Consider the following 26,867-nt stretch of genomic DNA (forward strand, 5'->3'; position numbering starts at 1 on the left):
GCCGAAGGCGCGGAGTCGAAGGACCTGCGTTTGTTCCCTGTTAGCACTGTTCTCGGACTTCGCGTATCCAGGCCTCAATTCCAACCCGTACAATGCAAATGTCCCGATGAATCGACGCCGGTTTCTTCAATCCCTGAGCCGCACTGCGCTTGTTCTCCCGTTTTCCGATGTCCTGCTGATGGCCACTCCGCCCTGGGAACGCGCCCAGTCCTCGCAAGCCCAAAAACAGACAGGAGCGGAGCGCTCCTACGACGCTAAGCCTATGCCCCCGCCTCCGGGACCGCATTCCTCCATTGAAGGCACGCCGCTTGGCGTGCAGTTCATCGATGTGGCTATACAATCCGGACTGAGTGCGAAGACCATCTACGGAGGCGTAGGCAAAAACAAATATCTGCTTGAAACCACCGGCTGCGGCGTCGCTTTCTACGACTTCGACCACGACGGCTGGCTCGATATCTTCCTCCTCAACGGCTGGCGTCTCGAAGGCTTCCCCAAAGGACAGGAGCCAACCTGCCATCTCTTCAAAAACAATCGCGACGGCACGTTTACCGACGTAACACTAAAGGCTGGCCTGGCTCGCAGCGGCTGGGGACAGGGCTGCTGTGTCGGCGACTACGACAACGACGGCCACGACGACCTCTTCGTCTGCTACTACGGACAGAACGCGCTCTTTCACAACAACGGCGACGGCACGTTCACCGATGTCACCGAAAAGGCCGGTCTGCTGCAATCAAAAACGCGCTGGAACTCCGGCTGTGCGTTTCTCGACTACGACCGCGACGGCCATCTCGATCTCTTCGTGGCCAACTACATCGACTTCGACTTGAAAACCGCGCCCACACCGGAATCCGGCCCGTGCACCTACAAAAGCATCCTCGTCGCCTGCGGCCCTCCCGGACTGCCCGGCGGCAAAAACATCCTCTATCACAACAATGGCAACGGCACATTTAAAGACGTTTCGCAAAAGGCCGGCATCTGGAACACCGTCGGCAATTACGCGCTCAGCGTCGGCGTAGCCGACTTCGATAACGATGGCTGGCCCGATATTTACGTCGCCAACGATTCCACCGCCGCCACTCTTTACCAGAACCAGAAAGATGGCACCTTTAAAGACATTGCCATTGAAGCCGGCGTCGCTTTCTCGCCCGACGGCAAGCCGCAGGCCGGCATGGGCGTTTCCATCGGCGACTACAACCACGACGGCAACCTCGACGTTGTGAAAACGAACTTTGCCGGGGACACCGATTCCCTCTACGCCAACCAGGGCGACGGCACATTTGAGGACCAGACCTATCTCTCCGGCCTCGGCGTCAACACGCGCTACCTTGGATGGGGCATCGGCTTCTTCGACATGGATAATGACGGCTGGCTCGACATCCTCATCTGCAACGGCCACGTCTATCCCGAAGTCAGCAGCTCGAAAACCGAGGCGCCCTACGCCGAACATAAATACCTATACCGCAATCTCCGCAATGGCCGCTTTGAAGACGTAAGCGACAAAGGTGGCCCAGGCATCACCGCCGCAGTTCCGGCTCGCGGGTGCGCTTTCGGCGACTACGACAATGATGGCGATGTAGATATCGTCGTCAACTGCGTCAATTCCCTGCCGCAGTTGTTGCGCTGCGATTCCGAGTGGAAGCGCAACTGGATCAAAGTCAAGACCATCGGCACAAAGTCCAATCGCACTGGCATCGGCGCGCGCGTCAAAGTCATCGCAAAAACCGATCCGAATTCGCCACAACCGCTGTTACAAATAGACGAAGTCCGCAGCGGTGGCAGCTACTATTCGCAAAGCGACTTCCGCCTGCACTTCGGACTCGACCAGGCAAAAACTGTCGACCTGCTCGAAGTCCGCTGGCCCTCCGGCCAGATCGACACATTCAAAAACCTCGAGGTCAACAAGCTCTACACCATCGAAGAGGGCAGCAAAACCCCAAAGCCGGAGGTACTCACTGGATTGAACAAAAGTTGACCAACTCACGGAATTCCGATGCTTTGAAGAGGCACGGCTTTAGCCGTGCCGTATGCCAACCTGTGAGCGCGGCTTTAGCCGCTGAGAGATAATTTCTTTCTGATTTCAAGCGAGATGCCGGTTCCAATAGATCTTAGAGAGCAGAGAGAAGACCCTCTACGCGCGGCACTGATTATCAGGACATCCAATGGGAACCAGGCAGACCCGTGCCGCCAGTACCACCAGCGCAATCCATAGCGTGTCCGCACCTAGCAGATGCACAATCTGCATCCATGTGGGGGCCAGCAATGCAATATCCGCAAAGCCCAGCGCATATTGAATTCCCAGCAGCACAACCACACCGATAGCCAGTTTGCGGTTCCTTCCCTTCCACGCGCTGGTAAAGATGAGCCAGCAGATAAACGCACCCGCAATAAATCCCAGCGCCGGATGCACCCAGCGAATCCGCAGCAGCCACGCGCTCTTCGCCGAAAAGTCCTCAGCCAGCGCAGAACGCAGTGACGTAGCTGGAAACAGCGTGTCCCCCAGCGCCGCCAGCGAGCCGCTCACGCCAACAAATAACATAGCCAGCAATCCCACAAGGGCTATGCCGACTGAACGATACTCAACGCTGCCGCGCATAAATCCTGCCGTGCGCGATAAAAACTGTGCCGTAAGCCCCAGCGCCGCCAGCAGCAGCAACGTATTTGCCAAGTGAAGCGATAGATACACGGCCCGCGACGCCGACTGATCGTGCGCAACCTTGCCCAGAAGTACTAGCAGCGCGCCAAGCAGTGCTTCATTGAAGGTCAAAACCGCGGCGGCAACAACCGAAACCCGCGCCAGGTGCCGTTTCGCCGTGGCCGCAAAAGTCCACACCAGCAGAACAAGGATGGCTATCAACGCAACACCGCTCATCGCGCGATGCGTAAATTCAATGATCGTCTCAATGCGCGGCGAATGCTGGATGACCGTGCCATTGCAGAGCGGCCAATGCTCTCCGCAACCCGCGCCTGATCCGGTGGCGCGTACAATTGTTCCCCACAGAATGACAGCTACGTTGTAAATAAGCACTGTCCATGCAAGACGTTGCGCGCCTTTGGGATGCCAGGCCTCAGCCCGGAAAAGTGGTATTGCGCTTGTAGTCAAAGAAATCTGCCTGCCTGACAATCATTCTAATCGTTGCTGCGCGAGTACAACTTTTTCACTTAATAATGAATCTTACCTTTCGCCATGAAAAACCCTCGCTGCCTGAAGCACGTCGCATCCCTGTTTCTGACATCTACTTTGCTCTTCGGTGTCTGCTCCATCTCCTTTGCGCAATCAACCGCTTCTCAGGACATGAAGACCGCGGGCAATGACACAAAGGATGCTGCGAAGAATACTGGCAACGGCATTAAGAAGGGCACAACCAAGGGCTATAACAAAACCAAGGAAGGATCGACCAAAGCGTACGACAAAACCAAAGAAGGATCGACCAAGGCTTACGACAAAACCAAAGAGGGAACACAAAAAGTATTCGCCTCGGACAAAGAACCCTCGACAAAAGTAAAGGACTCCAACAAGGAAAGCACCCAGAAAGCAAAAGACAAGACCAAAGAAACGAAGCAGAAAGTCAACGATTCTGCTTCACCGCAGTAGTCGCCATATCGCGGATGTTATTAACTTCACGGAGATTGCAACACTTATGCCTGCTATCCTAAAGTCAGCCTAAGTTGGGCTTCCTTATTTCTCCTGTAAGGCATTGAATGCGCATCTTTATCAATGAGTTTTGTGGGCACCCATTTCAGATCCAGTTGAGCCGCGAGTTAGCCACCCGCGGTCATGAGGTAGAGCACGTTTATTTTTCCGGCAATACGTCGACGCCGAAAGGAGCCGTTGAAGATGTCAATGTCCATGAAAAACTGCACATTCGCGGCCTGAATATTGAAAGAGAGTTCAAAAAGCATTCCATCCGCAGCCGCCGGTCTGCCGATATCGAATACGGAACGGTCGTTGCGGAAGCAGTAAGCAGGTTTCAACCCGATGCCGTCCTCTCCGCGAACATGCCCCTCGATGGGCAAAAGATTCTCCTGAATGCGACAAAAAAGCAAAACGCAAAATTTATCTATTGGCTGCAGGACGTATACAGTATGGCGGTGCGCTTTGTTCTCGCGCGCAAACAAAAACTTCTGGCCGATATTGGCGGCGCATATTACGAGCGTCTGGAGAAAAATCTTCTTCAGCAGTCCGACTCCGTTGTTTGTATCTCCGATAGTTTTGTCGATTATGTTAAGAACTGGGGAATAGCAAAAGACAAGATTCACCTGATCGAAAACTGGTCCCCTCTCGATGAAATCACACCCATGCCCAAAGACAATGCTTGGGCGCGGGAGAATGGCGTAGCCGGAACATTCTGTTTCATGTATTCAGGAACGCTCGGTATGAAGCATCGGCCTCAGCTTCTTCTGGAATTAGCAAAGTATCTGAACACAACACGCGAGGCCATGTTGATTGTGAATGCAGCCGGCGCGGGCGCGGACTGGCTGCGCGAGCAGGCAAACAATCTCGATCCTAACATTTTTCGCCTGCAGCCCTTTCAGCCCTATGAACGGCTTTCAGAAGTAATGGGCGCTTCAGACGTTCTTATCGCGCTTCTCGATTCGGACGCAGGCAAGTTCGCTGTTCCCTCCAAGACGCTTTCTTATCTATGCGCGCAGCGTCCTATTCTGATGGCCGCTCCTGATGTGAACCAGGCAGCAAGAGTCATTAGCCAGGCAAAGGCCGGAATTGTGGTTCCTCCCGATTCCCCGGAAGACTTCGTTGCGGCTGCAAAAATACTCCTGAACCATCCTGATGAACGGACCACACAGGCACAGTCCGCTCGTGCTTATGCCGAGCAGCACTTCGATATCAGCCATATCGCCGATCAATTTTTAAATTTGATTCAAGCCTGATCGGGCTGCCATATCGTTCGTACCTATTCAACTCCTGATAACGAAGCAGGGTAATCTTGTATTTCAACAAGTAAGCCAGTAGCTATTCACTGCAAGGGGAAATATTCAAGTGAAGCAAGTAGTCATCTTTGGAGGCACAGGTTTCATCGGTACACATACTGCGCAACGTTTGCTGCAGGAGACCAGTATTGAGCAGGTTGTGCTTACCGATATCGCACTTCCCCGGACCGACCCCTACGCCTCAGCCTTGCAGTCAGCGCTGCAATCGGGCAAAGCTCGATTCATCCAGCACGATGTCCGCCAGCCTGTACCACTCAGCGCTCTGCCGAAAGCGGACCTCATCTTCAACTTCGCGGCCATCCACCGCGAGCCCGGCCACGAGCCTCGCGAATACTTTGAGACAAACCTGCTCGGCGCAACCAATGTCTGCGACTATGCGACTGCAATCGACTGCCGGCACATCGTCTTCACCAGTTCTATTTCTCCCTACGGGCCATCGGAGGAAAGCAGGCACGAGGGGTCGCTGCCGGTTCCGGAAACCCCGTACGGTGGCTCAAAGCTTGCCGCTGAGAAGATGCACATCGCATGGCAGGCCGCTGCCCCCCAAAGAAAACTCCTCATCGTGCGTCCGGGAGTGGTCTTCGGCCCAGGTGAGAGCGGCAACGTCACGCGCCTGGTTCACAGTCTGGCCAAAGGCTATTTCGTCTATATGGGAAACAAAGAGACGCGCAAAGCCGGCGGATATGTAAAGGAACTGACGAACGTCTTTCTCTTTGGCATCAATTATCAGATCAAGAACGGAGAAGGCGTAACTCTGATGAATTTCTCTATGCGGCCTACGCCAGCGCTCAGCGAATACGTCGATGCAATCTGCAAAGTGGGCGGCATCAGGCGATCTCCCCTCTCAATCCCCCGCAAGCTACTGCTCGGCGTCTCCTATCCCATCGATTTTGTGGCCGGCATCTTCCGCGTCAAACAGCCTATTTCGCCTACGCGGATCCGCAAGCTCTATCACTCCACAAACATCGAGGCGCGGCGCCTGCAGGAACTTGGATTCGCATACCGATACACACTCGAAGAAGCCTTTGAGGACTGGAAGAACGACAAACCGGAAGATTTCCGCCGCTGATTCCTTCAGCCCGCGGCCAGTTCCCTCGCCCGCTGCGCCGCGCGCATCACCGCTTTAATCAGCGTCACGCGCAGGCCGCCTTCTTCAAGCTCAAGAATGCCGTCAATGGTGCATCCCGCCGGTGTCGTCACCGCGTCCTTGAGCAGCGCCGGGTGATAGCCGGTGTCCAGCACCATCTTCGATGCGCCAAAGGTCATCTGCGCCGCCAGCAGAGTCGCCGTGTCGCGCGGCAGCCCGACCTTTACTCCCGCCTCAGCCAGCGATTCCAGAATGATGTAGATGTACGCCGGACCTGACGCGGAAAGTGCCGTCACCGCATCCATATGCTTCTCGTCAACAATGACGGTTCGCCCAATCGTCTCAAAGATACGCGACGCCAGCAGCATCTGCTCGTCAGTGACATGCTTGCCGCGGCAAAGCGCCGTCATGCCCACGCCCAGCATGGAAGGTGTGTTTGGCATCGAGCGGATCACCGGAATTGCAACGCCTGCGGCGTCTTCCATCGCGCTTGTTTTCACGCCTGTCGCGAATGAGATCAGCATCTTGTCGGTGTTGAGCGCGGGCCTGATCTGCTTCAACAGGTCCCCCACCTGAAACGGCTTTACCCCGAGCAGCACCAGGTCCGCTTTTTTCGCCGCCTCTACATTGTCTGTCGTGACCTCAACGCCCCATTGCGCGGAGAGCACCTGTGCGCGCTCTTCGTGGGCCACCGTCGCAATAAGCTGCTCCTGCCTGAAAAGCTGCTGCTTCAAAAAAGCCTGCAACAGAATGCCGCCCATTTTGCCCGCGCCCAGAACCGCAACGCGTACTTGAGAAAGATCTTTGTTCATCTCGCCTCTTTAGATTGCCTTTAGGTAGAAGCACCGGCCTTTAGGCCGGTGAAAATGAATGCAGAAATTAAGGGGCTTCAGCCCCGGCAAATACGCCGTTTTCCCAGACTACACGACCCTGCATCCTCGAATGCTCGGGTGCCCCATTCAAGCCGAAGGCTTGAGTGGGCTGACTTCCCCTTCTGCTGCGCAATCCAAGCCGTCACGCGCTCATCCAACACATCTAGCGGCAACGCACCCGAATCCAGCACCTCATCATGAAATGCCTTCAAATCAAACTTAGGACCAAGCTCCTTCTGCGCCCGCGCGCGCAGCTCCAGAATTTTCAACTGGCCCATCTTGTATCCCAGCGCCTGCGCCGGCCACGCAATGTAGCGGTCAACCTCGGCGTTAATGGTTGCATCATCAAGCCCGGAATGCGCCTTGAAGTAATCCACCATCTGGTCGCGCGACCAGTGCTTCGAGTGCACGCCCGTATCAACAACCAGACGAATTGCGCGAAAGGTGTCCGCCTCCAGCCGCCCGAAGTCAGAGTAAGGGTCCTGATAGAAACCAACATCCTTGCCCAGCCGCTCCGCATACAAGCCCCACCCTTCAGTAAATGCCGTGTAATGCTGATACTTGCGAAACTCCGGCAACCCGGTCAGTTCCTGCGCAATAGAAATCTGCAGATGGTGCCCCGGCAATCCTTCGTGATACGCGATCGACTCCACATTAGCCAGCGAACGATGCTGAAAATCATAGGTGTTCACATATACTGTCCCCGGCCGCTTCCCGTCTGGTGTTCCGTGCTCGTAATACGCTGGGGCCTGATCCTTTTCGATAAACGCCGGCACCGCATCCACCGCCAGCGGAGCCTTCGGCAGCCGTCCAAACAAATCCGGCAGCTTCGTCTTCATCTGGTCAATGTCATGCCTGTATAGATCGAGCAGCTGTTCCTTGCTCAGCGCGTGCAATTTAGGATTGGCGGCAATCGAGGCGCGCAGCGACGCAATGTCCTTGAACCCAAGCTTCTGCGCAATCGCCAGCATCTCAGCCTCATCGCGCTTCACTTCGTCCAGACCAATCTGGTGAATCTGGTCTGGCGTCAGATCAGTCGTGGTGCTCTGCTCAACCCGAAACGCATAATACTTGTCTCCGTCGGGCAGCGACCACACGCCATATTCCGTCCGTCCTGCCGGAATGTAGACGCCCTGTAGGAACTTCGCGAAGCGCACGTAAGCAGGCAGCACCTGCTTCTGGATCGCGTCCAGCATCTCCGCCTTGATGCGCTCCTGGTCAGCCGCCGGAACCGCGGCCGGAAACTTCTTCAGTGGCCGCGCAAACGGAGTGTCCTCCGGCTTCTCCTGCGCAATCGTGTTCACCTGGACGAGCACTTTTTCCAGCAAGTACTTCGGCGGCACGCGATGATCGTCCACGCCCGTCATCATGTTGTCCGTAATCTGCTGAAACGCCGTCGGGACTTTCTTCAATCGCGAAATGTAGTCGTCGTAATCCTTCGTCGTGTCAAAACTAAGCTGCGAAACCAGTTGCGGCAGCGACGACTGCAATCCGTTGAACTGGTTGACCGGCATCTCCCACGGCTTGAAGTTGGCCTCCTCCTGCTCCTGGGCCAGCTCCCGCGCCATCAGGTCTTTGCTTAACTGCTCTTGCTCGCTCAACCCGGTCGTATCAATCGCAGCCAGCCGCAGCAGATAGTCACGCCCGCGTGTCAGCCGCTCGTTATAGGCCGCAACCGAGTAGTCCGTAAGCTGGTCATTCCATCGCTTGTCGCCGATCGACGAAGCAAACTCCGGCGAGTGCTGCAGATGGTCTTCCCATATTTCGGTAAACAGCGCGTTCAGCGCCTTGCTGCGATCCGCAGCACTCTGCGCCGCCTGCGCACAGGGAAGTTGAAATGCTGGAAGAACAAGCAGCAATAAGATGAGACGGATGTTAAGCAGCTTCTTCATGGTGGTGTGAGGTTTAATGCGCAGTGTATCAAGCAAAGCGCTAAGTACAGTCATATAGCACCCCCTGCCGTGATTGCGAATCGCGAACTTAGCCTCGCGCGATTTTCAATTTAGCCGCCAGTGGTACCAGATACTGATGAAGTAAGCTAAGGAAAGACGTATCGCCATGAGTCAGCGATCAGGACTGCCATCGATCCACAACCCACTCGGCCAATTTGGCCGCTCGAAAATTAAGATCTTTCGGTGTCCACGTCTGAAACTCCTTTGCAAACTCCCTGGGGCCCTTAAACATCGAGTCATGCGAATATACAGATCTCTTGGATGGATACCCAGCGTTCCCCAAGCCTTGATTCATAGGCTGGCTCAAAGGTAATAGGTTTGCGAGTCGGTTTTTGTACTCCTTGTGCTGCTCTTCGTCAAAATCCGATTTCCAGTCTTCGGAAAGCGTGTCAGGCAAGATATGTTCAATCCAAGGTTTGGCGTTAGGCTGGTCTCCACCTAGGCTCTTGTTCCACTCCTTAAGAACAAACGTCGTTATTGAGGAGCCATACAGAGGTCTCTGCAACACGCAAGACCTTACTTCTTGGCCGGATGGCCACACGACCGTTTTGTGTTTGCGAATGCCCTCGGCTACATTTGTCGCGTTCGGAGAGCCACCGCAATCTTCCCAAAGTCTCTTGAAGACTGCATGAAGTCCAGTAGGCTCATGACCGCAAATAGCCCTCCGGACCAAGAATGATTCAATAAGGCTCATGACTTCTAGTCCATCCTGATGTGAACCTGAGTCAGCTTTCAGACGGTTCGACAGTCGCATAAGAAATGGATACGTTGAAGATGGCGTGATTTCGCTAACTCGTTCTATCGCGGCGGCAATCTCTTTGGGGTGGTTTTGTCGATTCGTCCCGTTTGCTATGTCCATGAACGCATCCTGGAATGATGCGAGGTCCTTAATGATAGATGCCGGGGATTTTTCATCTTTCCACTGCTGCCGCAGGTAGGCATAAACACCGGATTTTTTTAGATTGGGATTTTTGATAAGTCCAAATGGAAAGAAGTACTCGTCAAACAGCGAGTTTTCTCCAGATTTGAACGTTTCATAGAAGGGCTGCCAGAACTGCTGATCGAGACTTTCCACTTCATCTGGGTGGGAATCAGCAACCCGTGAGAAGATCTCATTTCGGACAAGATCCCCTGTCGTCATCGGCTCCTGGCGAGAATTCAAACTGTCGAATATCTTCGGACCATTAATTGGATCCAGGACATCGATTTGCACCACTGAGATTTGTTCCAGAAGCGCGATGTAAATGTCTCGAAGTCGCTCAAGCGTTTCGAGACTAGTCTGAGCTGACAAGAACCTCAAGGCCGCCTTGTAGTTATTCCAGAGACGCCCCGAATCGCTGCCCACAGCGGGTAAAGATTTGAACGAGAATGATTGCAGTTTCGACGAGAACTGTGGATCTTCCAAAAGGTCTTGGATCACCCTATTTAACTGCTTCCGATCATCCTTGCTGGATTGCAGCCGTGAATTCGAGATTAGATTCGTAGGGCGGTTGATGACAATGTACTTGAGAAATAACCCAGAAGCCTCATCGTACTGTTCGAACTTGCAGAGAGTCTTCACTACAGCGCACAGATAAATGAAGACTGTGGTGAGCCTCTGCTGGCCGTCAATGACTTCGTAAATATCTGGGTCCGAAGGATTCGTGGGTCTGCCATGAAATATGATTGCGCCAAGGAAATGCGTATCAGTCAACCCATCCACGAGTTGAAGAACATCTCGTTCCAGCTGCTGCAATCTCTCTAATTTCCACTTATACGGTCGCTGGAAATAAGGGATTGAAAAGACTGAATCGCCCGAAAGCATCAGGCCCAAATTAGATTCGTCAGTATTGTTAGTCAGTTTCTGTCGCTTAGCCATCAATCTCCTACAAAGAACAAAAGTTCACTTTTGCCGGCTCTCATTTCTACAATTGGCAGTTGTTGCGCGATTTCGTCTAGAACCAGGCAGTCAGCAGATTATAAATGGTTTGGCGATTCACCCTCATACAGTCGCGTACCCCCATGTCTCGATCTTTGAGACATAAGATCGCCTTGCGCAGCAAGGCCGGGTAGAAGCACAGGGCTTCAGCCCTGTGAATAAGAATCGCCGTCGACAGACGGCGCGCCTTACTGCCGTAGGCACCCAGCCGCAAAGGTCGAAGACCGCAGCGGATCATTTTCGCCGCGCATCGGCAGATGCGCCACCTTTATTCACGCCAAAATGCCAGAAATCCGCACTTAAACAGCGCCAAAAGACACGAAATTGCTTACAAATACCGGCCGGAAAATCCAAGGGCCCTTCCATCACTTAAAAACCTTGTCAAGAGCCGTCGTAAACACTTTACGCCGCAACTAACTCAATCCAAATGACATACATGCCAGACCCAAATGCAGGGAATTACGCCATAATTTGCTAAAATAGGGTAGGAAGATAAAAGGCACGGCCTAACGCCGTGCCTTTTTACTTGCATAAGTTAAGTAATTGAAAACAAAGGATCCCCGTACCGAATTCGCGCTGTAAGCAACTGAAAACAAACGATCTCCGTACAAAATGGAGGGGAGGGGTATAACGCTTATCGCGGAACAGAGCTTCCCGAATCAAGCAGCCGGTACAACGTTGACCGGCTGATGCCAAGCAGTTGTGCGGCCCGCAGCTTGTTTCCGCCGGTTTTTGCCAGTACGTGCGTAACGTGGCGGAGAATCATGCAGTCGAGATTGGGATCTTCTTCGTAGCTGACTGCATTTGCTGCCTGCATCGGTTGCGGCGCGGCAAGCAATGGCGGAATATCAATCGGACGAATCCACTGTCCGGGGCAGTCCATAGCAGCATTGGCCATGACGGTTTCCAACTCACGCACATTTCCCGGCCAGCTATGGAAAATCAACCGCTGCAAAGAGCCCGGACCCAGACCGCGAACAGCCTTGCCGTGCGCCGCCCCCTGCTGAATGGCAAACCATTCCGCCAGCAATCCGATATCGTCGCGTCGCTCGCGCAGAGGTGGCAGCTCAAAACGGATGGCTGTGAGGCGATACGAGAGATCGGCACGCAGGGCACCGCTGGCCGATAGCTGACGCAGCGGCCTCGACGAGCCGACAAAAAGCTGCCGCGGAAAGAAGCCTTGCGCGTCGCGTCCGCTGCGGTGCTCCCACCACTCGATAAAATCGACCAGTCGCGACTGCTGGCTCGGAGTGAGATCGCCAGGCTGCGTCAAAAATAGCGTCCCGCCGCGGACTTCCTCGAGCAGCGCCTGCGTGTCCTCGGAAACGAACCGCGACGCAGCGCAGACTACAAATGCCGCTTCCGAAGCCGGCCCAAGCGAGTGGAGCGTGTGCGCCGCCAGCGTCTTGCCCGTGCCCGCCTCGCCTTCGAGCGCAACAATACGGAGATGCGGCGCAGCCTGCCGCAGCCGGAAAAACAGCCTCTGCATTATCAGGCTGTGCCCCACCATGCCAGCCAGGCGCATTGGCACTTCGCCGCCAGCCCCTATTAACGCTTCGACGGCTGAATCCTCCCTCCACTGAGTAGCACTTGCCACAACTTCCTCCTGAGAGGGTTATCGGCCAAAAAAAGCGCAGAAATAGCACCAATAGCAGCAATAGCAGCAAAAAGAGCGCCCCCTTTGGGCGCTCTTTAACTAACTAAATCAGGGATGCTGAATCACGAAGTATGAACTTCCGAAGCTTTCCGGATACGGGAAGAAGGTTGATCGGAGAATATCCGTCCGTCGCGAATATGCACTACGCGATGCGCGTACTCGGCAATGTCCGGCTCGTGGGTAACCAGCACAATCGTGTTCCCCTTCGCCTGCAGTTCGTCGAAGAGGGCCATGATCTCATCGCCCGTCTTAGAGTCGAGGTTGCCCGTCGGCTCGTCGGCCAGGATGATCGATGGCCGATTAATGAGCGCGCGCGCAATGGCAACGCGCTGCCGCTGGCCGCCTGACAGTTCGTTAGGCTTGTGATGCATGCGGTCGCCTAGACCGACGGCACGAAGGGCGCCTTCGGCGCGCTCCACGCGCTCAACAGATGGCGTGCCGTTGTAGATCAGCGGCAGTTCTACGTTGTGCAGCGCGGTGGCACGGGCCAGCAGATTGAAGGTTTGGAATACAAAGCCTATCTCGCGGTTGCGGATGCGGGCCAGTTCATCATCATTGAGATCACTAACCAGATGCCCGTTCAGCCAGTATTCTCCCTTGCTCGGCGTGTCCAGGCAGCCAATCAGGTTCATCAGCGTCGATTTGCCCGAACCGGAAGGCCCCATGATGGCCACATACTCATTCTGCTTAATGCGCACCGAGACACCTTGTAGAGCGTGCACCTGCTGCTCGGAGCCCATGTCGTAGGTCTTCCACAGGTCATGCACAACGATAATGTCGCCAGGGCCGGGGCCATTGGGAGACGAAGCGCCATCGCCTGTAATGATCCGCGCTTCCATTTCAGTGGTTGTCTGGGTCGTCATCTAACCTGCTCCTACGAGGACGAAGAAGAATCCTCTTTGTTTACCGTCACAGGAGTCGTGTCCCGCTTGACGAGCGCATTGTCTTTCAAGTCACGGAGAACGCGATAGGTACCGGTGACGATCTCGTCGCCCTGATTCAATCCCTTCGTCACCTCAATGTCCGTCGTGCCGGTGATGCCTGTCGTTACCGGAACAAAGTGCACACGTAGCTTGCCGCTCTTGTCTTTACGCAGCACAAAAACTCCCTGCACCTTCTGCGCGTCCGCCGCAGGCGCTGATCCATCAGCGGAAGCCGCCGTATTCTGCAAATGCGGCTTACCATTTGGATCATCGGGAGCGCGAAGCGTGAGCGCCTGAATGGGAATCGACAATGTATTTCCGCGGCGCGCCGTAGTGATTTTCGCCGTGGCTGAAAGACCCGGCTTCAACTCATCGTAAGCCTTGTCCAGCGTCACCACGACCTTGAAATCTTTTGCCTCTTCGGTCCCGGTCGTGGACTGGCTGGTGGCGAGCCCTGTTGAACGCAATAGAGCCTGGTCGCCCACTTCCGTAACGTGTCCCTTGAAAACCTTGCCCGGCAACGCATCCACGCTCACATCTGCTTCCTGCCCCAGCGCAACGTTCACAATATCGGTTTCGTCCACCTTGACTTCGGCCGTGATGATCGACATATCCGCCAGCGTCATCAGGGTTGAGCCTTCGGCGTTCTGGATGCCGACTACGACCGTCTCGCCCTGGCGCACCGGAAGGTTCGTCACCAGAGCATCAAACGGCGCAACGCTTACAGTTTTATTCAAAGCGTCTTCGTTAAAGCGAAGCGTGGCCTGTTGCGTGCCGAGATGTCCACGCGCGGAATCGGTTTGTGCTTTGGCCTGAACAAGTGCGGCCTGCGCCTGGTTCAGCGTGGCCACATCAGTATCGTAAGCTGCTTTTTTGGCGTCAAAATCAGCCTTGGAAACAAGCTTGTCGGCATAAAGAGCCGTGTAACGCTGGTAATCAAGCTTCTTCTGCACCAGATCTGCCTGGGCATGCTCTACATTGGCCTCGGCTGTCTTTTCCGCCGCAACATAAGCGGAAATGTCAGTTTTAGCTGCGTCAATCGCAGCCTTTTGGGCATCGACGTTTGCTTCCGGCTGGATGCTCTCTACTGTAGCTAGAGTCTCACCCTTCTTTACATGATCTCCTTCTTTCACGTAGAGATGGGTGATGCGGCCAAATGCGGTCGCACCTACGTTGACATAAGTCTTCGGCTTGATCTGCCCTGTCCCGCTCACGACAGAGACGAGATCGCCACGCACGACTTTCCCGGTAAGAACTTTCGTGTATCCGGACTGGGCACGCACTACAGTGAGTGTGACGATTCCCGCCACGGCGATAATGACAGCAACTATAATGATAATTTTTTTCAAAGCCAGTCTTCCTGTATTCTGCGGATCTTAAACATCTTACCCAGCCATCACTTCCAGAAAATACGCAAATGTTGGGGGCATGGTTCCGCAAAAGTCGCAGCGTTCATTGCGCTGGATTGTCTCCCCGCTCAGGTGCTCAATATGATAACAGGCCCAAATATCAATATGACAGCACCGAATTATCTTTGCCCCCGTCTAAAACAATGTACGACGGCGCTTGTATTCCTTCTTCATGAATCCGTAAAATTAAGAATGCGGTAGAGGGGTAGCAGAAAATAGTATGTTGAAGGGCCGTATTCCCATTTTGGTCGCGATCTCGCTTGGAGCGTTCGCGATTTCCCAGGCACAATCGACGACGCAAAGCAGTGCTCAACCATCCAGCCAGCCGGCGCCTGCGCAGGCCGACGGCCAGAACCCTTCCACCCCGGATGCTTCCACGGAAAATCCGCTTAATCGCCAGCTCCCCGATAAGGAACGCTTTAAGCAGCAGAAAGAACTGAAGCAGGAGTTGAAAGGCCCGTACAAAAAGTGGGTCGATCAGGACGTTCATTGGATCATTACCGACCAGGAACTGAAGGCATTCAAAAGCCTCAGCAATGATGAAGAGCGTGATGCCTTCATCGAGGCATTCTGGCAGCGCCGCAATCCGAATCCCGACTCACCAGAGAACGAGTTCCGCGAAGAACACTACCGCCGTATTGAATACGCCAATGAGCACTTCGCCGCCGGCAAGCCGGGCTGGAAGACGGACCGTGGCCACATCTACATTGCCTACGGCAAGCCGGATAGCACTGATTCTCATCCGAGCGGCGGCACCTATGACCGTCCGATGGACGAAGGCGGCGGCACCACTTCAACCTATCCATTTGAAGTCTGGCATTACCGCTACATTGAGGGCATCGGTGAAAACATCGATATCGAGTTTGTCGATACCTGTATGTGCGGCGATTACCACATGACCATCGACCGCTCGGAGAAAGACGCGCTGCTGCATGTTCCCGGCGCGGGACAGACCCTCTATGAGCAAATGGGCATGGCGAAGCAGTCCGACCGCTTCCGCGGCGGTCTGGAATCATTGGGCACCGGCCCTATGTCCTCGATGCAGCAGAGCAAACAGTTTGATCGCCTGGAACAGTACGCCAAACTGCAGGCGCCGCCCGTGGTCAAATTCAAGGACCTTGAGCTTGAGTCTTTCATGTCGAACCACAAGCTCATGACCGGCCCCTATTTCCCGTTCGACGTGCGCACGGATTACGTCAAGGTGACGGACGATACAGTGCTGGTGCCGATCACGCTGCAGATCAAGAACCGCGACATCACCTTCAATAACAAAGACGGAGTTGATACAGGCGAGGTCCACATTATCGGGCGCGTCTCCACCATCACCGGCAAAATTGTGCAGAGCTTTGAAGACACGGTTGAAGTCGAGGTTCCGGCAGAACTGCTCACAAAAACGCTGGACAACAAGCGCCTGTACTGGAAGTCGCTTCCGCTGCGTCCGGGCCGTTATCGCCTCGATATTGGCATCAAGGACGTAAACAATCCTGATCATCTTGGCGTTTGGGCACAGGCCATCAATGTCCCCAGGTATGACGACGACAAGCTGTCGGCTTCATCGTTGATTCTGGCAAATCGCATGGAACTGGTGCCGTCGAAAGAAATTGGCGCGGGAAATTTTGTCATTGGCAACACAAAACTCTTGCCAGCCGTCACTGCGAATCCTACAATTCCGGCATCGTTCCAGCGGTCGGAAAAGTTGAATTTCTGGATGCAGGTGTACAACCTCGGAATTGACGAGAAGAGCAAACAGAACTCCGCGACGATCCAATATCAGATTGTCGATGTGGACTCAAACAAGGCTGTTCTGGATCTGCAGGAAGACTCAAAGAAGTTGGCCGCGAGTTCCGACCAGGTCACGCTGGAGCGCAGCGTCCCCCTCGCAAACCTTCAGCCCGGCAAATACCGGATCACAATCAAGGTCAACGACAGTGTTTCCAACCAGCAAATCGCGCAATCTGCGCCTTTTACGGTTGAATAGCAAGCAGCAAGTGGACTGAGCAGTCAATAAGAGCTGCCGGTCCTGAAGAACAATGATTTTGGGGCAAACGGCCAGGAGTATTTTTAGGGTCGCTTGACGTTTTCCAGGGGTAGCAAGGAACGCCTGAAGATTGTCGACCGATTCTGGTGACGAACGAAATCGGTGAGGATGACACTTCCCAATCTGCGAATCAAGATTGGCCCAGCGGTTGCGCTTTTGGTGACCGTGCTTGCCTTGTCCGCCTACGCGGAAGGCCCCTCAGGCATCTCGGGTGTGGTGCGCGACGTCAAGGGCGCTCCACAGGTCGGCGCTCTGGTCGAGTTGCTCGGACCAAATCTCGCTGTCATTTCTTCCGCCTTCACTGACGATCACGGCCGTTACTCTCTGAAAAATGTTCCTCCCGGAAGCTACAATCTCAAGGCATCAGGTTCATTCTTTCTGCCCACGCTGAGGGAGAATCTTCGCGTCCTTGCCGATTCAAAACTGGTCGTTAATCTCACGCTGAATACCCTTTACGAGGCTTTTCGCTGGCTCCCTGCCAAGCCCCGACAGGTTGATGAGCCGCAGGATGACTGGACCTGGACACTACGCCTCTCGGCCAATCGCCCACTGCTGCGGATGCTGGAAGACGGCCCGCTTGTGGTCGTATCCGATGGTGACGGGACTGCACCGGCGCTCAAGGCCCGCGTTACTATTCGCGGCGGTGCCAATGAGTTCGGCGACGGCGGGCTGCATCATGATTTCGAAATGGAGCGCTCAAATGGCGACGATCAGCAACTGATTCTTCGTGCAGATCTAGGCCAGGCGGAGAGCGCTTCACTCAACACTGTTGTCGGCTATGCGAAACAGCTGGCCCCCGGACGCACCATGCGTACGGTGGCGGCCTTTGAAGACCGGCCCGACATTCAAGGCGGGTACGACGGTCAAGGACTACAGGCCGTTGTTCTTCGCTCATCTGAAACGATGGACCTAATGAACGGCATCATTGCCGAGGTCGGCAACGAAGTTGAAGCGATCCATCTTGGCGAAACTCAGTTCGCCAATCATCCCTTTGCTGGAGTGAGCGTCCACACAGGCGACAATGCAGTTGAGTACCACGTTGCCACCTCTCCCAGTGCCCAACATGCCACCGAGATCGACCGCGCCAGCACCCTTGCTCCCGCCCTAACAGAAAGAGACAACAGGCTCCTGCTGGAACAGGGATTGCACCAGGAAGTTTCTTATGCGCGGCACGAAGGTAATCTAAGCTGGCGGATGACTGTCTATCAAGACCGTATTGACAATCCTGTTATCAGTGGTGGAGGCACTTTATCGCTTGCGGACTGGAATAGCGGCAACCTCCTCTACGACCCGAATACTGATTTGCTAAAGGTAGCCGGAAAGAATTTCTCCAGTAATGGCGTGCTGGCCGAAATGCGCGACAGAATCAATGACGATACGTGGTTCAGCCTTGCGTATGCAACCGGAGATACGCTGACTATGGGTCCTCTGCCGGGCAAAGTAATGCTCGAAGAAGCTATCAACAACCTTCATCCGCGCCGTGCCGGAATGTTTTCGGCAAGCATGAGTGGCAAGCTGAAGCAAGCAGGTACGCAGTGGCGTGCATCCTATCGTTGGCAGCCAACGGACACTGTCACCGCGGTAGATCCCTTCAACGACGACCTGCCTGACCCGTACCTTAGTTTTTATCTCCGCCAGCCGATTCGCTGCCGAATGTTGCCCTACCGGGTAGAAGCACTCATCGACGTGCGTAATCTGCTAGCTCAGGGTTATCGACCTTTCCTTACACAGGACGGCAGCACACTCTACTTTGCCCAGGCTGAACGCAGCGTACAAGGGGGCCTGTCCTTCTCCTTCTAAGGCACTGATAGCCAGTTCGCCCTGGGAGTTCGGCAGTGATTCTGTGCTATATTTTTAAAAGAGCGCTCGTTCATATAGCGCTTCCTATCACTTAGTCCCTGCAATGGTTTTTCCTCCTATGCACATGGACGCGTAGCTCAACTGGCAGAGCATTCGACTCTTAATCGACAGGTTGAAGGTTCGATTCCTTCCGCGTCCACCATCTAAATCTACTTTCATCAAGCATGTGCCGAGTAAGAGTGGTCGCTTCGTCGTTTTCCAAACTGACCAAGTTTTCGCCAGTTCCCGTTGATCAATAATCTCGCCGAGTGGTTCCAGCTTCTGTTGATCAGGTTCCATAGATTTCAAATTAACCCGTCCATGGACTTGGCACGAAGAGGTATTGAGGCTTTTTCTCCATTGCGTCTGTGCCAATATGTATGCGCCGAGTAAGGATCTTTTGTCCTACTGAGCACGGTGGCGCGGCCTGAAAAATGCCTCCGTGAGTTTACGGGTAAGTCTGTCCAACGTTCCTCGGCTGTGTTCCTTTCACCGCCGCAGGTGAAGGAGGTAAGTAGGCTTTCACCCACCTGACGTCATGGCAATAAATGACATGATCTCCCGCGACGACTGGAGGTTTCTCCTCGGCATCCCATGACATTAGAAGGGCGGCACACATTGATTCTCCTGCTGCTGATTGCACTGTATCATCCACCTATTGACCGGGACCGCGCATTGCGCGAAATCGAAGAGATACGCATCGGACTTCATATTTACATTCAGGACCGAAGCCATGCAGCTTCAGAGCAGGATGAAATTGCCGATATCGCGCGCGATCTGAAGCAGCTGGATCACTCAGACTTCCAGACGGATGAAACGTTCTTCGACGAGTTACATCAGCTGGAGCGCGACTGGAACCAGCTGGTTGCTACAGATCGGTCGCTGAGTCTGGGCCTCGATGCCATTTGATATGGAGCGAGCGCGATTCTTGAGACCTGTAAACGAAAGAGAAGCAATCCGCGATGTCTATGTGCGTGGAGGAAGAAAAACTAGGGGAGCCGTGGCCGAGATTCGCGTTATTGCCAGAAGTATACCGATCCATTGTGAGAATCCTTAAAATCTCACCAATTTTCTTAAAAACCTGCTGAACATCGATTTGTAGGTTCGATTTCCTAGCATGTCCACCATGCTTCATTCTTGCAAGATGAGGACATTCCAGGATAGCTCGGGGGGAAACACTAAAAAATACAATTGCTTGCGTACAGCCCGTCGAGACCCAGCTTCAATCTGTGTGCATATATACCCGAACAGTGATAAGCTTCGTGGCAAAGCGTTCGTTCCACACTCTAGCAGACGAAAGGTAGCCAATTATGAGTCGTCAAAAACTCTTCCTGGTGACCACATTGCTGTCGGTAGGATTGCTTTTCACAGGATGCAAGAAATCTTCGGACCAACAGCAGGCAGCTTCGCAGCCTGCAGCTCCAGCCAGCGAACCCGCCGCATCGCAACCTGCCTCTAGCGAGCCGTCCTCTGCGGCGGCGCCAAGCGCTGCGCAAGGCTCACCAGCAGAAGCACCCGCCAGCGCACCTGCTCCAGCTCCCGCGCCTGCTCCGCCACCGCCGCCACCTCCCATTGTTGTTCCCGCGGGAACGACATTGTCCGTGACCCTTGGAAGCGGCCTAAGTTCAAAGAGCAGCGCTGCCGGGCAAGGATTCACCGGAACACTGGCGAATTCAGTCACTATCGATGGAGTGCGAGCAATCCCGGCTGGGTCTCCTGTGAGCGGCACTGTCACTGATGCCAAGTCTGCAGGCAAGTTTAAGGGTGCGGCTAGCCTCGGTATTACCCTTCAATCCATCACAGTCCACGGCGCCAGCTATCCCATCAGCACCAATGTTTATAGCCAGCAATCGACAGGTAAAGGAAAACGCACCGCAGGCTTTATCGGTGGCGGCGCCGGAGCCGGAGCATTGATTGGCGGGCTGGCAGGCGGTGGTAAAGGTGCTGCCATCGGCGCTCTTGCTGGAGCTGGCGCGGGGACCGCGGGCGCAGCTTTGACCGGCAACAATCGCGAAATTACTTTTGCGCCGGAAACAGTAATCAGCTTCAAGCTGTCGAATTCCCTCACCCTTCCTCCGCAGCAGTAAATAGACAGAGGCTCTAAGCAGAACAGCCGCCTGAATTGGCGGCTGTTCTTGTCTCAGGCATCAATGTCTTTGAAACTGTGGGCGCATTTTGCACTGTCTGGCCTGTGCAATGTACATTTACAAGTGCGATTGAAGAAAATCGATTTATTGAATCAAGGAGAACCATGAACGTCTCCTCACAACAGATATGCTCTCCAATCCACAGTATTGCTTTGCTTCATTCCATCAACAATCCGCAGCTTAGAGCTGCTGAATTGGATGAAAAATGGTCGCGGTTGACCGATCTTCTTGAGTCTTCGCAGTTGTCCGCAATATTGGTGCAACGCAATGAAAATATTGCATGGATCACCGGCGGTCAGGTTGAGGCGCGCGTTGCCATTCCGCTTGAAACAGCCGTCACTTCCCTGCTGCTGATGCGGAATGGCCGCAAATACTACCTGACCTCGAACAATGAGGCTCCACGTCTGGCGGATGAAGAATTCCTTCATCTTGGCTGTGAGCCAATTATCACGCCCTGGCACCAGGATCCATTAGCGGAGGTACACCGACTGGTAGGCACCGGAGCGATTGGCGCAGACCGCCCTCGGGCCGGTTTTTCTCCTGTTGATCTTGCCCCGCTGCGCGCTCCGCTGACTCCGGCGGAAGTAACGCGCTTCCGCTGGCTGGCGGAACATACGGCTGACGCGACAGCAACAACGCTCCTGGAAATTGAGCCGGGTCTTACCGAAGACCAGATGTCCGCCGCAGTGGCGCACCGGCTTCTTGCGGAAGGCCTACTGCCAACGGTGCTTCTCATGGCGGCCGATGACCGCATCTACAAATACAAACATGCGGTCTCGCGTGGCGCGGTGCTGGAACGCTATGGAATGCTCAATCTCTGCGCGCGCAAGTGGGGACTGGCGGTTTCCATCACTCGCTTCGTGCATTTCGGGCCACCGCCTCAAAAGCTCGCGGATGGATTTGCCGCCTGTGCTGAAATCAATGCAAAGCTGCTCCATGCCAGCCGTCAAGGCGTAACTTCTGCCGAGCTTTTTTCAGTCGCCGCGCGCGCTTATCGCGAAGCAGGCTTCCCGAGTGAAGAGGAGTTGCACCATCAGGGCGGCCCGGCAGGTTATCTGGAACGAGAGTGGGTCGCAACGCCCACGGGTTTGCAAACCTTGTCCGAAACTGAGGCTCTGGCGTGGAACCCGAGCATTCGTGGAGCAAAAGTGGAGGACACGGCGCTGCTGCAAAATGGCGCGATTGAAGTGCTGACGCAGACGCCATCACTTCCCCAGATACATACAAAGATTGAAGGGATCAATTATCCTGCTGCGGACATTTTGATTCGTTGAGACCCGCTGCTCTCTGCGCGAGGATGGGTTGAGTTCCTAGAGGTAGCCGGTTACATGAAGCATTTTAAAACGGCCAAATTCCTGGCTATGACGACGCTTTCTGCCTTGCTTACATTCTCTCCCCTACATTCAGCTTTCACGCAAGCCACGCAATATAGGGACAAGCCTCCGGTGCTGCTCGGCGCCGCATGGTATCCAGAACAATGGCCGGAATCGCGCTGGGACGCTGACTTGTCACTCATGGAGGCGGCCCGCATCAACCTCGTGCGCGTAGGCGAATTTGCATGGAGCGCCATGGAGCCGTCGGAAGGCCACTACGATTTCGCATGGCTCGACCGCACCATTGCAATGGCGGCAAAGCATCATATTTGCGTTGTGCTTGGGACACCCACTGCCGCACCGCCAGCGTGGCTGACCGCCAAATATCCAGACACGCTGCGTGTAGATGAGAAAGGTGTGCGCGATGAGCATGGCAACCGTCAGCAGTTCTCCTTTGCCAGCACACGCTATCGCCGATTCGCGCATGAGATCGCCGAAAAAATGGCCGAGCGCTATGGTCATAATCCCAATGTGGTGGGTTGGCAGTTGGACAATGAATATGCCGACCCGTCCTTCGATCTGGAGGCGAAGGCGCAATTCCACGCATGGCTCAAAGCCAAGTACGGAACCATCGCTAATCTGAATAACCGCTGGACAACCGCGTACTGGAGCCAGACCTACGACAACTTCGATGAGATTCCAGTCCGCCAGGACGATGAAAACCCAGGGCTCCTGCTCGACTGGAAGCACTTCGTCAGCGACACATGGAAAAGCTACTCGCAGAACCAGATCGATGCCATCCGCCCTCATGCCGACAAGCTGCAGTTCATCACTACCAATACGATGGGATGGTTTGACGGCTTCGATGAGTACATCGTCCATTCCAATCTGGACATCGCTGCATGGGACGATTATGTAGGCGGCAATTATGACTACATTGATAATGGCGCGCGCCACGATCTCACGCGCGGGTTCAAGAACAAAAATTTCTGGGTCATGGAGACGCAGCCGGCTTTCGTGAACTGGCAGCGCGTGAATGCAGCCGTTGGCCGCGGACAAGTGCGCGACATGGCGTGGCAGGCTATTGGCCACGGAGCCGACGCTATTGAGTACTGGCAATGGCGCAGCGCCCTAAACGGACAAGAGCAGTATCACGGCACGCTCGTCGGCGCAGACGGCACACCCGTTCCTGTTTATGACGAAATAAAACAGGTCGGCGATGAGTTTGAGAAGGCAGGCCATGCGCTCGCGGGCACAACGCCGCAATCTTCCGTCGCCCTCATCAACGACTATGACAGCCGCTGGGCCATCAATTTTCAACGTCACAACCGCAACTTCGATCCGGTTGCGGAGATGGTTGCCTTTTACAAACCATTGCGCAATCAGGCGCAGGCCGTCGATGTCATCTCGGTACATGCCCCTCTTGATAAGTACAAGCTGGTCGTCGCGCCTGGTCTGAATGTGCTGCCGAAGGAAACGGCAGATCATCTTCTCGCCTATGTCAAACAAGGCGGCAATCTCGTTCTCGGGCCGCGCTCAGGCATGAAAGATGAGTACAACGCGCTGAATGTGGAGCGCCAGCCTGGACCGCTTGCCGATGCGCTGGGAGGCCGTGTTGAGCAATTTTATGCGCTCAATGACAAGGTTCCGGTGAGCGGTGATCTCGGCTCGGGCACAGCATCGCTCTGGGCGGAGCAACTGAGCACGAAGTCGCCGGACACGCAGGTGCTTCTGCGTTACGGTGCAAGCAACGGATGGCTCGACAATCAGCCCGCCGTGATTACCCGCAAAGTTGGCCAAGGCAGCATCACCTATGTTGGCGCATGGCTCGATGACGATCTCTTGGCAAAGCTCACGGCTTCGCTGCTACAGCAGAGCGGCGTGCAACCTATTCTTCCCAACACGCCAGAAGGCGTGGAAGTCTGTGAGCGCACTGGAGCAGGCAAGTCGGTGCTCATTCTCATCAATCACAACACCACGGAAGCGCACGTGGAATTGCCCCGCGCAATGAATGATCTGTTCGACAACACGTCACATACTTCGGTTGATCTTCCGAAATATGGCGTGGCTGTGCTTGAAGGAAAATAGAGGGATAGAACTGTCTTGTAACTTTCCAAAACTGATATCGCTTTGTTAGCCTTGTCTTCCACTTTTCCTGGAGGCACTCCGTTGCGCGGTAAATTGATTGTTTTAGCGCTTTTTCTCGTTCCCGGCCTGACACTCACGACTATCTCATCGCAGGCGCAGGCACCTGCTCCTGACAACCCGGCCATCGAGCAGCGCGTCGATTCGATGCTGAAGAAGCTCACCCTCGAGCAGAAACTGGAACTCATCGGCGGGGTTGACGGTATGTTCATTCGTTCTGAGGACGCAGCCGGCTTTCCACGCCTGAAGATGTCAGACGGCCCATACGGCGTTCGCACCTGGGGCCCGGATACAGCCTACGCGGCAGGTATTGGTCTCGCCGCGACATGGGATCCAGAACTCGCGCAGCGTATGGGTGTCGCCATCGGTCAGGATGCACGGGCGCGTGGAGTTCATTTTTTGCTTGGCCCGGGCGTGAACATCTATCGCGCGCCGATGGGCGGACGCAATTTTGAGTATTTCGGTGAAGACCCGTTTCTCTCCGGACACATCGCTGTGCCCTACATCGAAGGCGTGCAGAGCCAGGGCGTTATCGCTACGGTCAAGCACTTCGCTGCGAACAATCAGGAGTACGACCGCCACAATGTCAGCTCTGACGTGGACGAGCGCACGCTGAGAGAAATCTACCTGCCTGCTTTTGAAGACGCAGTCAAAGTCGCCCATGTCGGTGCCGTGATGAACTCCTACAACCTGCTCGATGGCATACACGCCACTCAGGATTGTCACCTCAATAACGACATCCTGAAAAAAGACTGGGCCTTTAATGGCATTCTCATGTCGGACTGGGTGGCAACATATGACGGTGTCGGCGCGGCTAACTGCGGACTTGACCTGGAGATGCCCTCCGGCGCATTCATGAACCCGAAGAACCTTTTGCCGGCTATCAAAGCCGGTAAAGTTTCCGAAGCCACCATTGACGACAAAGTTCGCCGCATATTCCGCACTGCAATTCGCTTCGGTTTCCTCGACCGCGATCCAACCGATCTGAGCATTCCCTTCTATAACCAGAATGGCTGCGCTGTAGCGCTCGATGAGGCGCGCGAGAGCATTACGCTGCTGAAGAACGAAGGCAATCTGTTGCCGCTCAACAGAAGCGAGGTAAAGACCATTGCTGTGCTCGGTCCTGACGCGTGGCCCGCTGTTGTCGGCGCCGGAGGCAGTTCAACAGTCGAGCCGTATGCGTCGATCAGCATCATGGCTGGGCTGGCCAATTTCCCCGGCTCTATGGTCAAGGTACTATATGCGCGTGGCCTCCCTACTACCAAAGATCTCTTTGAACGCACGCACTTCGGCACCACTGCGTCTATGTCCGCAGGCGCCGACCCCTTCTGGGAAGACTGGTTCGGCAAACCCAGCATCAAGGTTGAAACCTTTGACAATCCCAACTTTACCGGTACTCCCACTGTCTCGCAGGCCAACCACATTGCCTTCTGGGGCTCCGGAGGGTTTACCCCTCCAAGCAAAGCGAAGCGCAGTATCCGCTATACCGCTGACTACCTGCCGCAGACAACCGGCCAGTATATCTTCGTGACCGTAGCCGATGGCGGCGACACCTACAAGCTTTTAGTCGACGGCAAGCAGGTTATCGAACAAACGCGCCACGAAGGCCAAGCGCCGCAGTCGGCCAAACTACCATTGACTGCAGGCAAAGTAGTCAAGATTCAATTCGATTATGTTCCGGAAGGCAGCCAGATACGCGCAGGCCTCGGCATTCATTCTGTAGATGACCTTGTACCAGCTGATGCAAAGAAGATTGCCTCCATGGCCGACGTGGCGCTTATCTCCGTTGGTTTCGACCAGACCACTGAAAGCGAAGGCATGGACCGCACATTTGGGCTGCCCTGGGGGCAGGACCAGCTGATCAAGACCATCAGCGCGGCCAACAAGAACACCATCGTCGCCATCACCGGCGGAGGCGGCGTTGACATGCGCGCGTGGATCGATAAGGTTCCAGCACTGCTGCACAACTGGTATCCGGGACAGGAAGGTGGACAGGCCCTGGCAGAAGTCATCTTCGGCACGCGCTCGCCGGAAGGCCATCTCCCGGCCAGCTTCGAGCGCGCATGGGAGGACAATCCGACGCACGACAACTACTACGCTCCACCCACACCGGCAGGCCAAACGCCGCATGTCAAATACCGGGAAGGCGTCTTTGTCGGCTATCGCTACTACACCAGCATGAACAAACAGCCGCTCTTCCCCTTCGGATTCGGCCTGTCCTACACCACGTTCTCGTTCAGCAATCTTGAAGTCTCACCGAAGGCGGCAACCAGCGATGGCAATATCACTGTGTCCTTCGACGTAACCAATACCGGCCAGCGCGCGGGGGCCGACGTTGCCCAGCTCTACGTCGGCGATCCGTCGGCAAAGATCAAGCGGCCGGTAAAAGAGCTGAAGGGTTTCGATAAAGTCCGATTAGAGCCGGGCGAGAAAAAGCACGTATCGCTCACGCTGGACCGCCGGGCGCTTGCTTACTGGGATGTGAAGGCCAACGACTGGCGCGTCGATCCGGGACAGTTCAAAGTTTATGTTGGCGACTCCTCTGAGAACACGCCACTGGAAGAAGACTTCACCGTGTCGCAATAGGAAATATTTCACGAATAACCATAATTTGAGTGCT

The 26,867-nt window shown here is 54.8% G+C and carries 18 protein-coding genes and 1 tRNA gene; 12 read left to right on the forward strand and 7 right to left on the reverse strand.

All coding sequences use genetic code 11. The features are described 5' to 3' along the window. Window positions 1–106: 106 nt before the first annotated feature. Window positions 107–1,972, forward strand: coding sequence for a CRTAC1 family protein (locus VEV40_RS13140; protein ID WP_324832928.1), 1,866 nt, complete (start codon window positions 107–109; stop codon window positions 1,970–1,972). Window positions 1,973–2,128: 156 nt separating this feature from the next. Here VEV40_RS13140 and VEV40_RS13145 read toward each other — a convergent pair whose 3' ends face one another. Next, window positions 2,129–3,100, reverse strand: a complete 972-nt coding sequence (locus VEV40_RS13145) for a COX15/CtaA family protein (RefSeq protein ID WP_324832929.1) — start codon at window positions 3,098–3,100, stop codon at window positions 2,129–2,131. An 84-nt stretch (window positions 3,101–3,184) separates the two neighbouring features. On the opposite strand from VEV40_RS13145, the gene VEV40_RS13150 reads away from it, so the two are divergent. The 3 genes from VEV40_RS13150 to VEV40_RS13160 all read left to right on the forward strand — a co-directional run bounded on the left by VEV40_RS13150 (window position 3,185) and on the right by VEV40_RS13160 (window position 6,016). Continuing rightward, window positions 3,185–3,592, forward strand: coding sequence for a hypothetical protein (locus tag VEV40_RS13150; protein WP_324832930.1), 408 nt, complete (start codon window positions 3,185–3,187; stop codon window positions 3,590–3,592). 107 nt (window positions 3,593–3,699) lie between these two features. Then, on the forward strand, window positions 3,700–4,887 hold the full coding sequence (locus VEV40_RS13155) for a glycosyltransferase family 4 protein (RefSeq protein ID WP_324832932.1): 1,188 nt from the start codon (window positions 3,700–3,702) through the stop codon (window positions 4,885–4,887). A gap of 109 nt (window positions 4,888–4,996) precedes the next feature. Continuing rightward, on the forward strand, window positions 4,997–6,016 hold the full coding sequence (locus VEV40_RS13160) for an NAD(P)-dependent oxidoreductase (protein ID WP_324832934.1): 1,020 nt from the start codon (window positions 4,997–4,999) through the stop codon (window positions 6,014–6,016). Window positions 6,017–6,021: 5 nt separating this feature from the next. On the opposite strand, the gene proC is transcribed toward VEV40_RS13160, so the two are convergent. The 6 genes from proC to VEV40_RS13190 form a co-directional block, all read right to left on the reverse strand. Then, window positions 6,022–6,846, reverse strand: coding sequence for a pyrroline-5-carboxylate reductase (gene proC / locus VEV40_RS13165; protein WP_324832935.1), 825 nt, complete (start codon window positions 6,844–6,846; stop codon window positions 6,022–6,024). Between the two features lie 77 nt (window positions 6,847–6,923). Continuing rightward, window positions 6,924–8,852 (reverse strand): DUF885 domain-containing protein, encoded by a 1,929-nt coding sequence (locus VEV40_RS13170; RefSeq protein ID WP_324832937.1) that lies wholly within the window; start codon window positions 8,850–8,852, stop codon window positions 6,924–6,926. A 124-nt stretch (window positions 8,853–8,976) separates the two neighbouring features. Beyond that, a complete protein-coding gene (locus VEV40_RS13175) occupies window positions 8,977–10,716 on the reverse strand; it encodes a DUF262 domain-containing HNH endonuclease family protein (RefSeq protein ID WP_324832939.1) in 1,740 nt (579 codons plus the stop codon). A gap of 694 nt (window positions 10,717–11,410) precedes the next feature. Beyond that, the gene (locus tag VEV40_RS13180) at window positions 11,411–12,373 is read right to left on the reverse strand and encodes a sigma-54-dependent transcriptional regulator (RefSeq protein WP_324832940.1); all 963 of its coding nucleotides are present in this window, start codon (window positions 12,371–12,373) and stop codon (window positions 11,411–11,413) included. 122 nt (window positions 12,374–12,495) lie between these two features. Continuing rightward, window positions 12,496–13,272 carry an ABC transporter ATP-binding protein gene (locus VEV40_RS13185; RefSeq protein WP_414637846.1) on the reverse strand — a complete coding sequence of 259 codons (777 nt, stop codon included), beginning with the start codon at window positions 13,270–13,272 and terminating at the stop codon, window positions 12,496–12,498. A 35-nt stretch (window positions 13,273–13,307) separates the two neighbouring features. Continuing rightward, the gene (locus tag VEV40_RS13190; RefSeq protein WP_414637847.1) at window positions 13,308–14,711 is read right to left on the reverse strand and encodes an efflux RND transporter periplasmic adaptor subunit; all 1,404 of its coding nucleotides are present in this window, start codon (window positions 14,709–14,711) and stop codon (window positions 13,308–13,310) included. A gap of 274 nt (window positions 14,712–14,985) precedes the next feature. On the opposite strand from VEV40_RS13190, the gene VEV40_RS13195 reads away from it, so the two are divergent. From VEV40_RS13195 to VEV40_RS13230, 8 genes are all read left to right on the forward strand, one after another. Next, window positions 14,986–16,743, forward strand: a complete 1,758-nt coding sequence (locus VEV40_RS13195; protein WP_324832942.1) for a GWxTD domain-containing protein — start codon at window positions 14,986–14,988, stop codon at window positions 16,741–16,743. 168 nt (window positions 16,744–16,911) lie between these two features. Continuing rightward, entirely contained in the window at window positions 16,912–18,603 is a 1,692-nt protein-coding gene (locus tag VEV40_RS13200) for a carboxypeptidase-like regulatory domain-containing protein (RefSeq protein ID WP_324832944.1), read from the forward strand. 126 nt (window positions 18,604–18,729) lie between these two features. After that, a tRNA-Lys gene (locus VEV40_RS13205) sits at window positions 18,730–18,805 on the forward strand. 455 nt (window positions 18,806–19,260) lie between these two features. Continuing rightward, on the forward strand, window positions 19,261–19,551 hold the full coding sequence (locus tag VEV40_RS13210) for a hypothetical protein (RefSeq protein WP_324832946.1): 291 nt from the start codon (window positions 19,261–19,263) through the stop codon (window positions 19,549–19,551). Between the two features lie 401 nt (window positions 19,552–19,952). After that, window positions 19,953–20,729, forward strand: coding sequence for a hypothetical protein (locus VEV40_RS13215; protein ID WP_324832947.1), 777 nt, complete (start codon window positions 19,953–19,955; stop codon window positions 20,727–20,729). Window positions 20,730–20,893: 164 nt separating this feature from the next. Next, window positions 20,894–22,063 (forward strand): M24 family metallopeptidase, encoded by a 1,170-nt coding sequence (locus VEV40_RS13220; protein WP_324832948.1) that lies wholly within the window; start codon window positions 20,894–20,896, stop codon window positions 22,061–22,063. A 54-nt stretch (window positions 22,064–22,117) separates the two neighbouring features. Continuing rightward, window positions 22,118–24,190, forward strand: coding sequence for a beta-galactosidase (locus VEV40_RS13225; RefSeq protein ID WP_324832950.1), 2,073 nt, complete (start codon window positions 22,118–22,120; stop codon window positions 24,188–24,190). An 81-nt stretch (window positions 24,191–24,271) separates the two neighbouring features. Then, the gene (locus VEV40_RS13230) at window positions 24,272–26,833 is read left to right on the forward strand and encodes a beta-glucosidase (protein ID WP_324832951.1); all 2,562 of its coding nucleotides are present in this window, start codon (window positions 24,272–24,274) and stop codon (window positions 26,831–26,833) included. Window positions 26,834–26,867: the final 34 nt, after the last annotated feature.

Source organism: Alloacidobacterium sp., from assembly GCF_035631355.1.
Classification (GTDB): domain Bacteria; phylum Acidobacteriota; class Terriglobia; order Terriglobales; family Acidobacteriaceae; genus Alloacidobacterium.

What these genes read in the sequence shown, in the direction of transcription:
- VEV40_RS13150 (WP_324832930.1), top strand. Translation starts at nt 3,185, where the DNA reads ATGAAAAACCCTCGCTGCCTGAAGCACGTCGCATCCCTGTTTCTGACA.
- VEV40_RS13185 (WP_414637846.1), bottom strand. Translation starts at nt 13,272, where the DNA reads ATGGAAGCGCGGATCATTACAGGCGATGGCGCTTCGTCTCCCAATGGC.
- VEV40_RS13200 (WP_324832944.1), top strand. Translation starts at nt 16,912, where the DNA reads ATGACACTTCCCAATCTGCGAATCAAGATTGGCCCAGCGGTTGCGCTT.
- proC (WP_324832935.1), bottom strand. Translation starts at nt 6,846, where the DNA reads ATGAACAAAGATCTTTCTCAAGTACGCGTTGCGGTTCTGGGCGCGGGC.
- VEV40_RS13195 (WP_324832942.1), top strand. Translation starts at nt 14,986, where the DNA reads ATGTTGAAGGGCCGTATTCCCATTTTGGTCGCGATCTCGCTTGGAGCG.
- VEV40_RS13170 (WP_324832937.1), bottom strand. Translation starts at nt 8,852, where the DNA reads ATGACTGTACTTAGCGCTTTGCTTGATACACTGCGCATTAAACCTCAC.
- VEV40_RS13220 (WP_324832948.1), top strand. Translation starts at nt 20,894, where the DNA reads ATGAACGTCTCCTCACAACAGATATGCTCTCCAATCCACAGTATTGCT.
- VEV40_RS13215 (WP_324832947.1), top strand. Translation starts at nt 19,953, where the DNA reads ATGAGTCGTCAAAAACTCTTCCTGGTGACCACATTGCTGTCGGTAGGA.
- VEV40_RS13155 (WP_324832932.1), top strand. Translation starts at nt 3,700, where the DNA reads ATGCGCATCTTTATCAATGAGTTTTGTGGGCACCCATTTCAGATCCAG.
- VEV40_RS13225 (WP_324832950.1), top strand. Translation starts at nt 22,118, where the DNA reads ATGAAGCATTTTAAAACGGCCAAATTCCTGGCTATGACGACGCTTTCT.
- VEV40_RS13140 (WP_324832928.1), top strand. Translation starts at nt 107, where the DNA reads ATGAATCGACGCCGGTTTCTTCAATCCCTGAGCCGCACTGCGCTTGTT.
- VEV40_RS13175 (WP_324832939.1), bottom strand. Translation starts at nt 10,716, where the DNA reads ATGGCTAAGCGACAGAAACTGACTAACAATACTGACGAATCTAATTTG.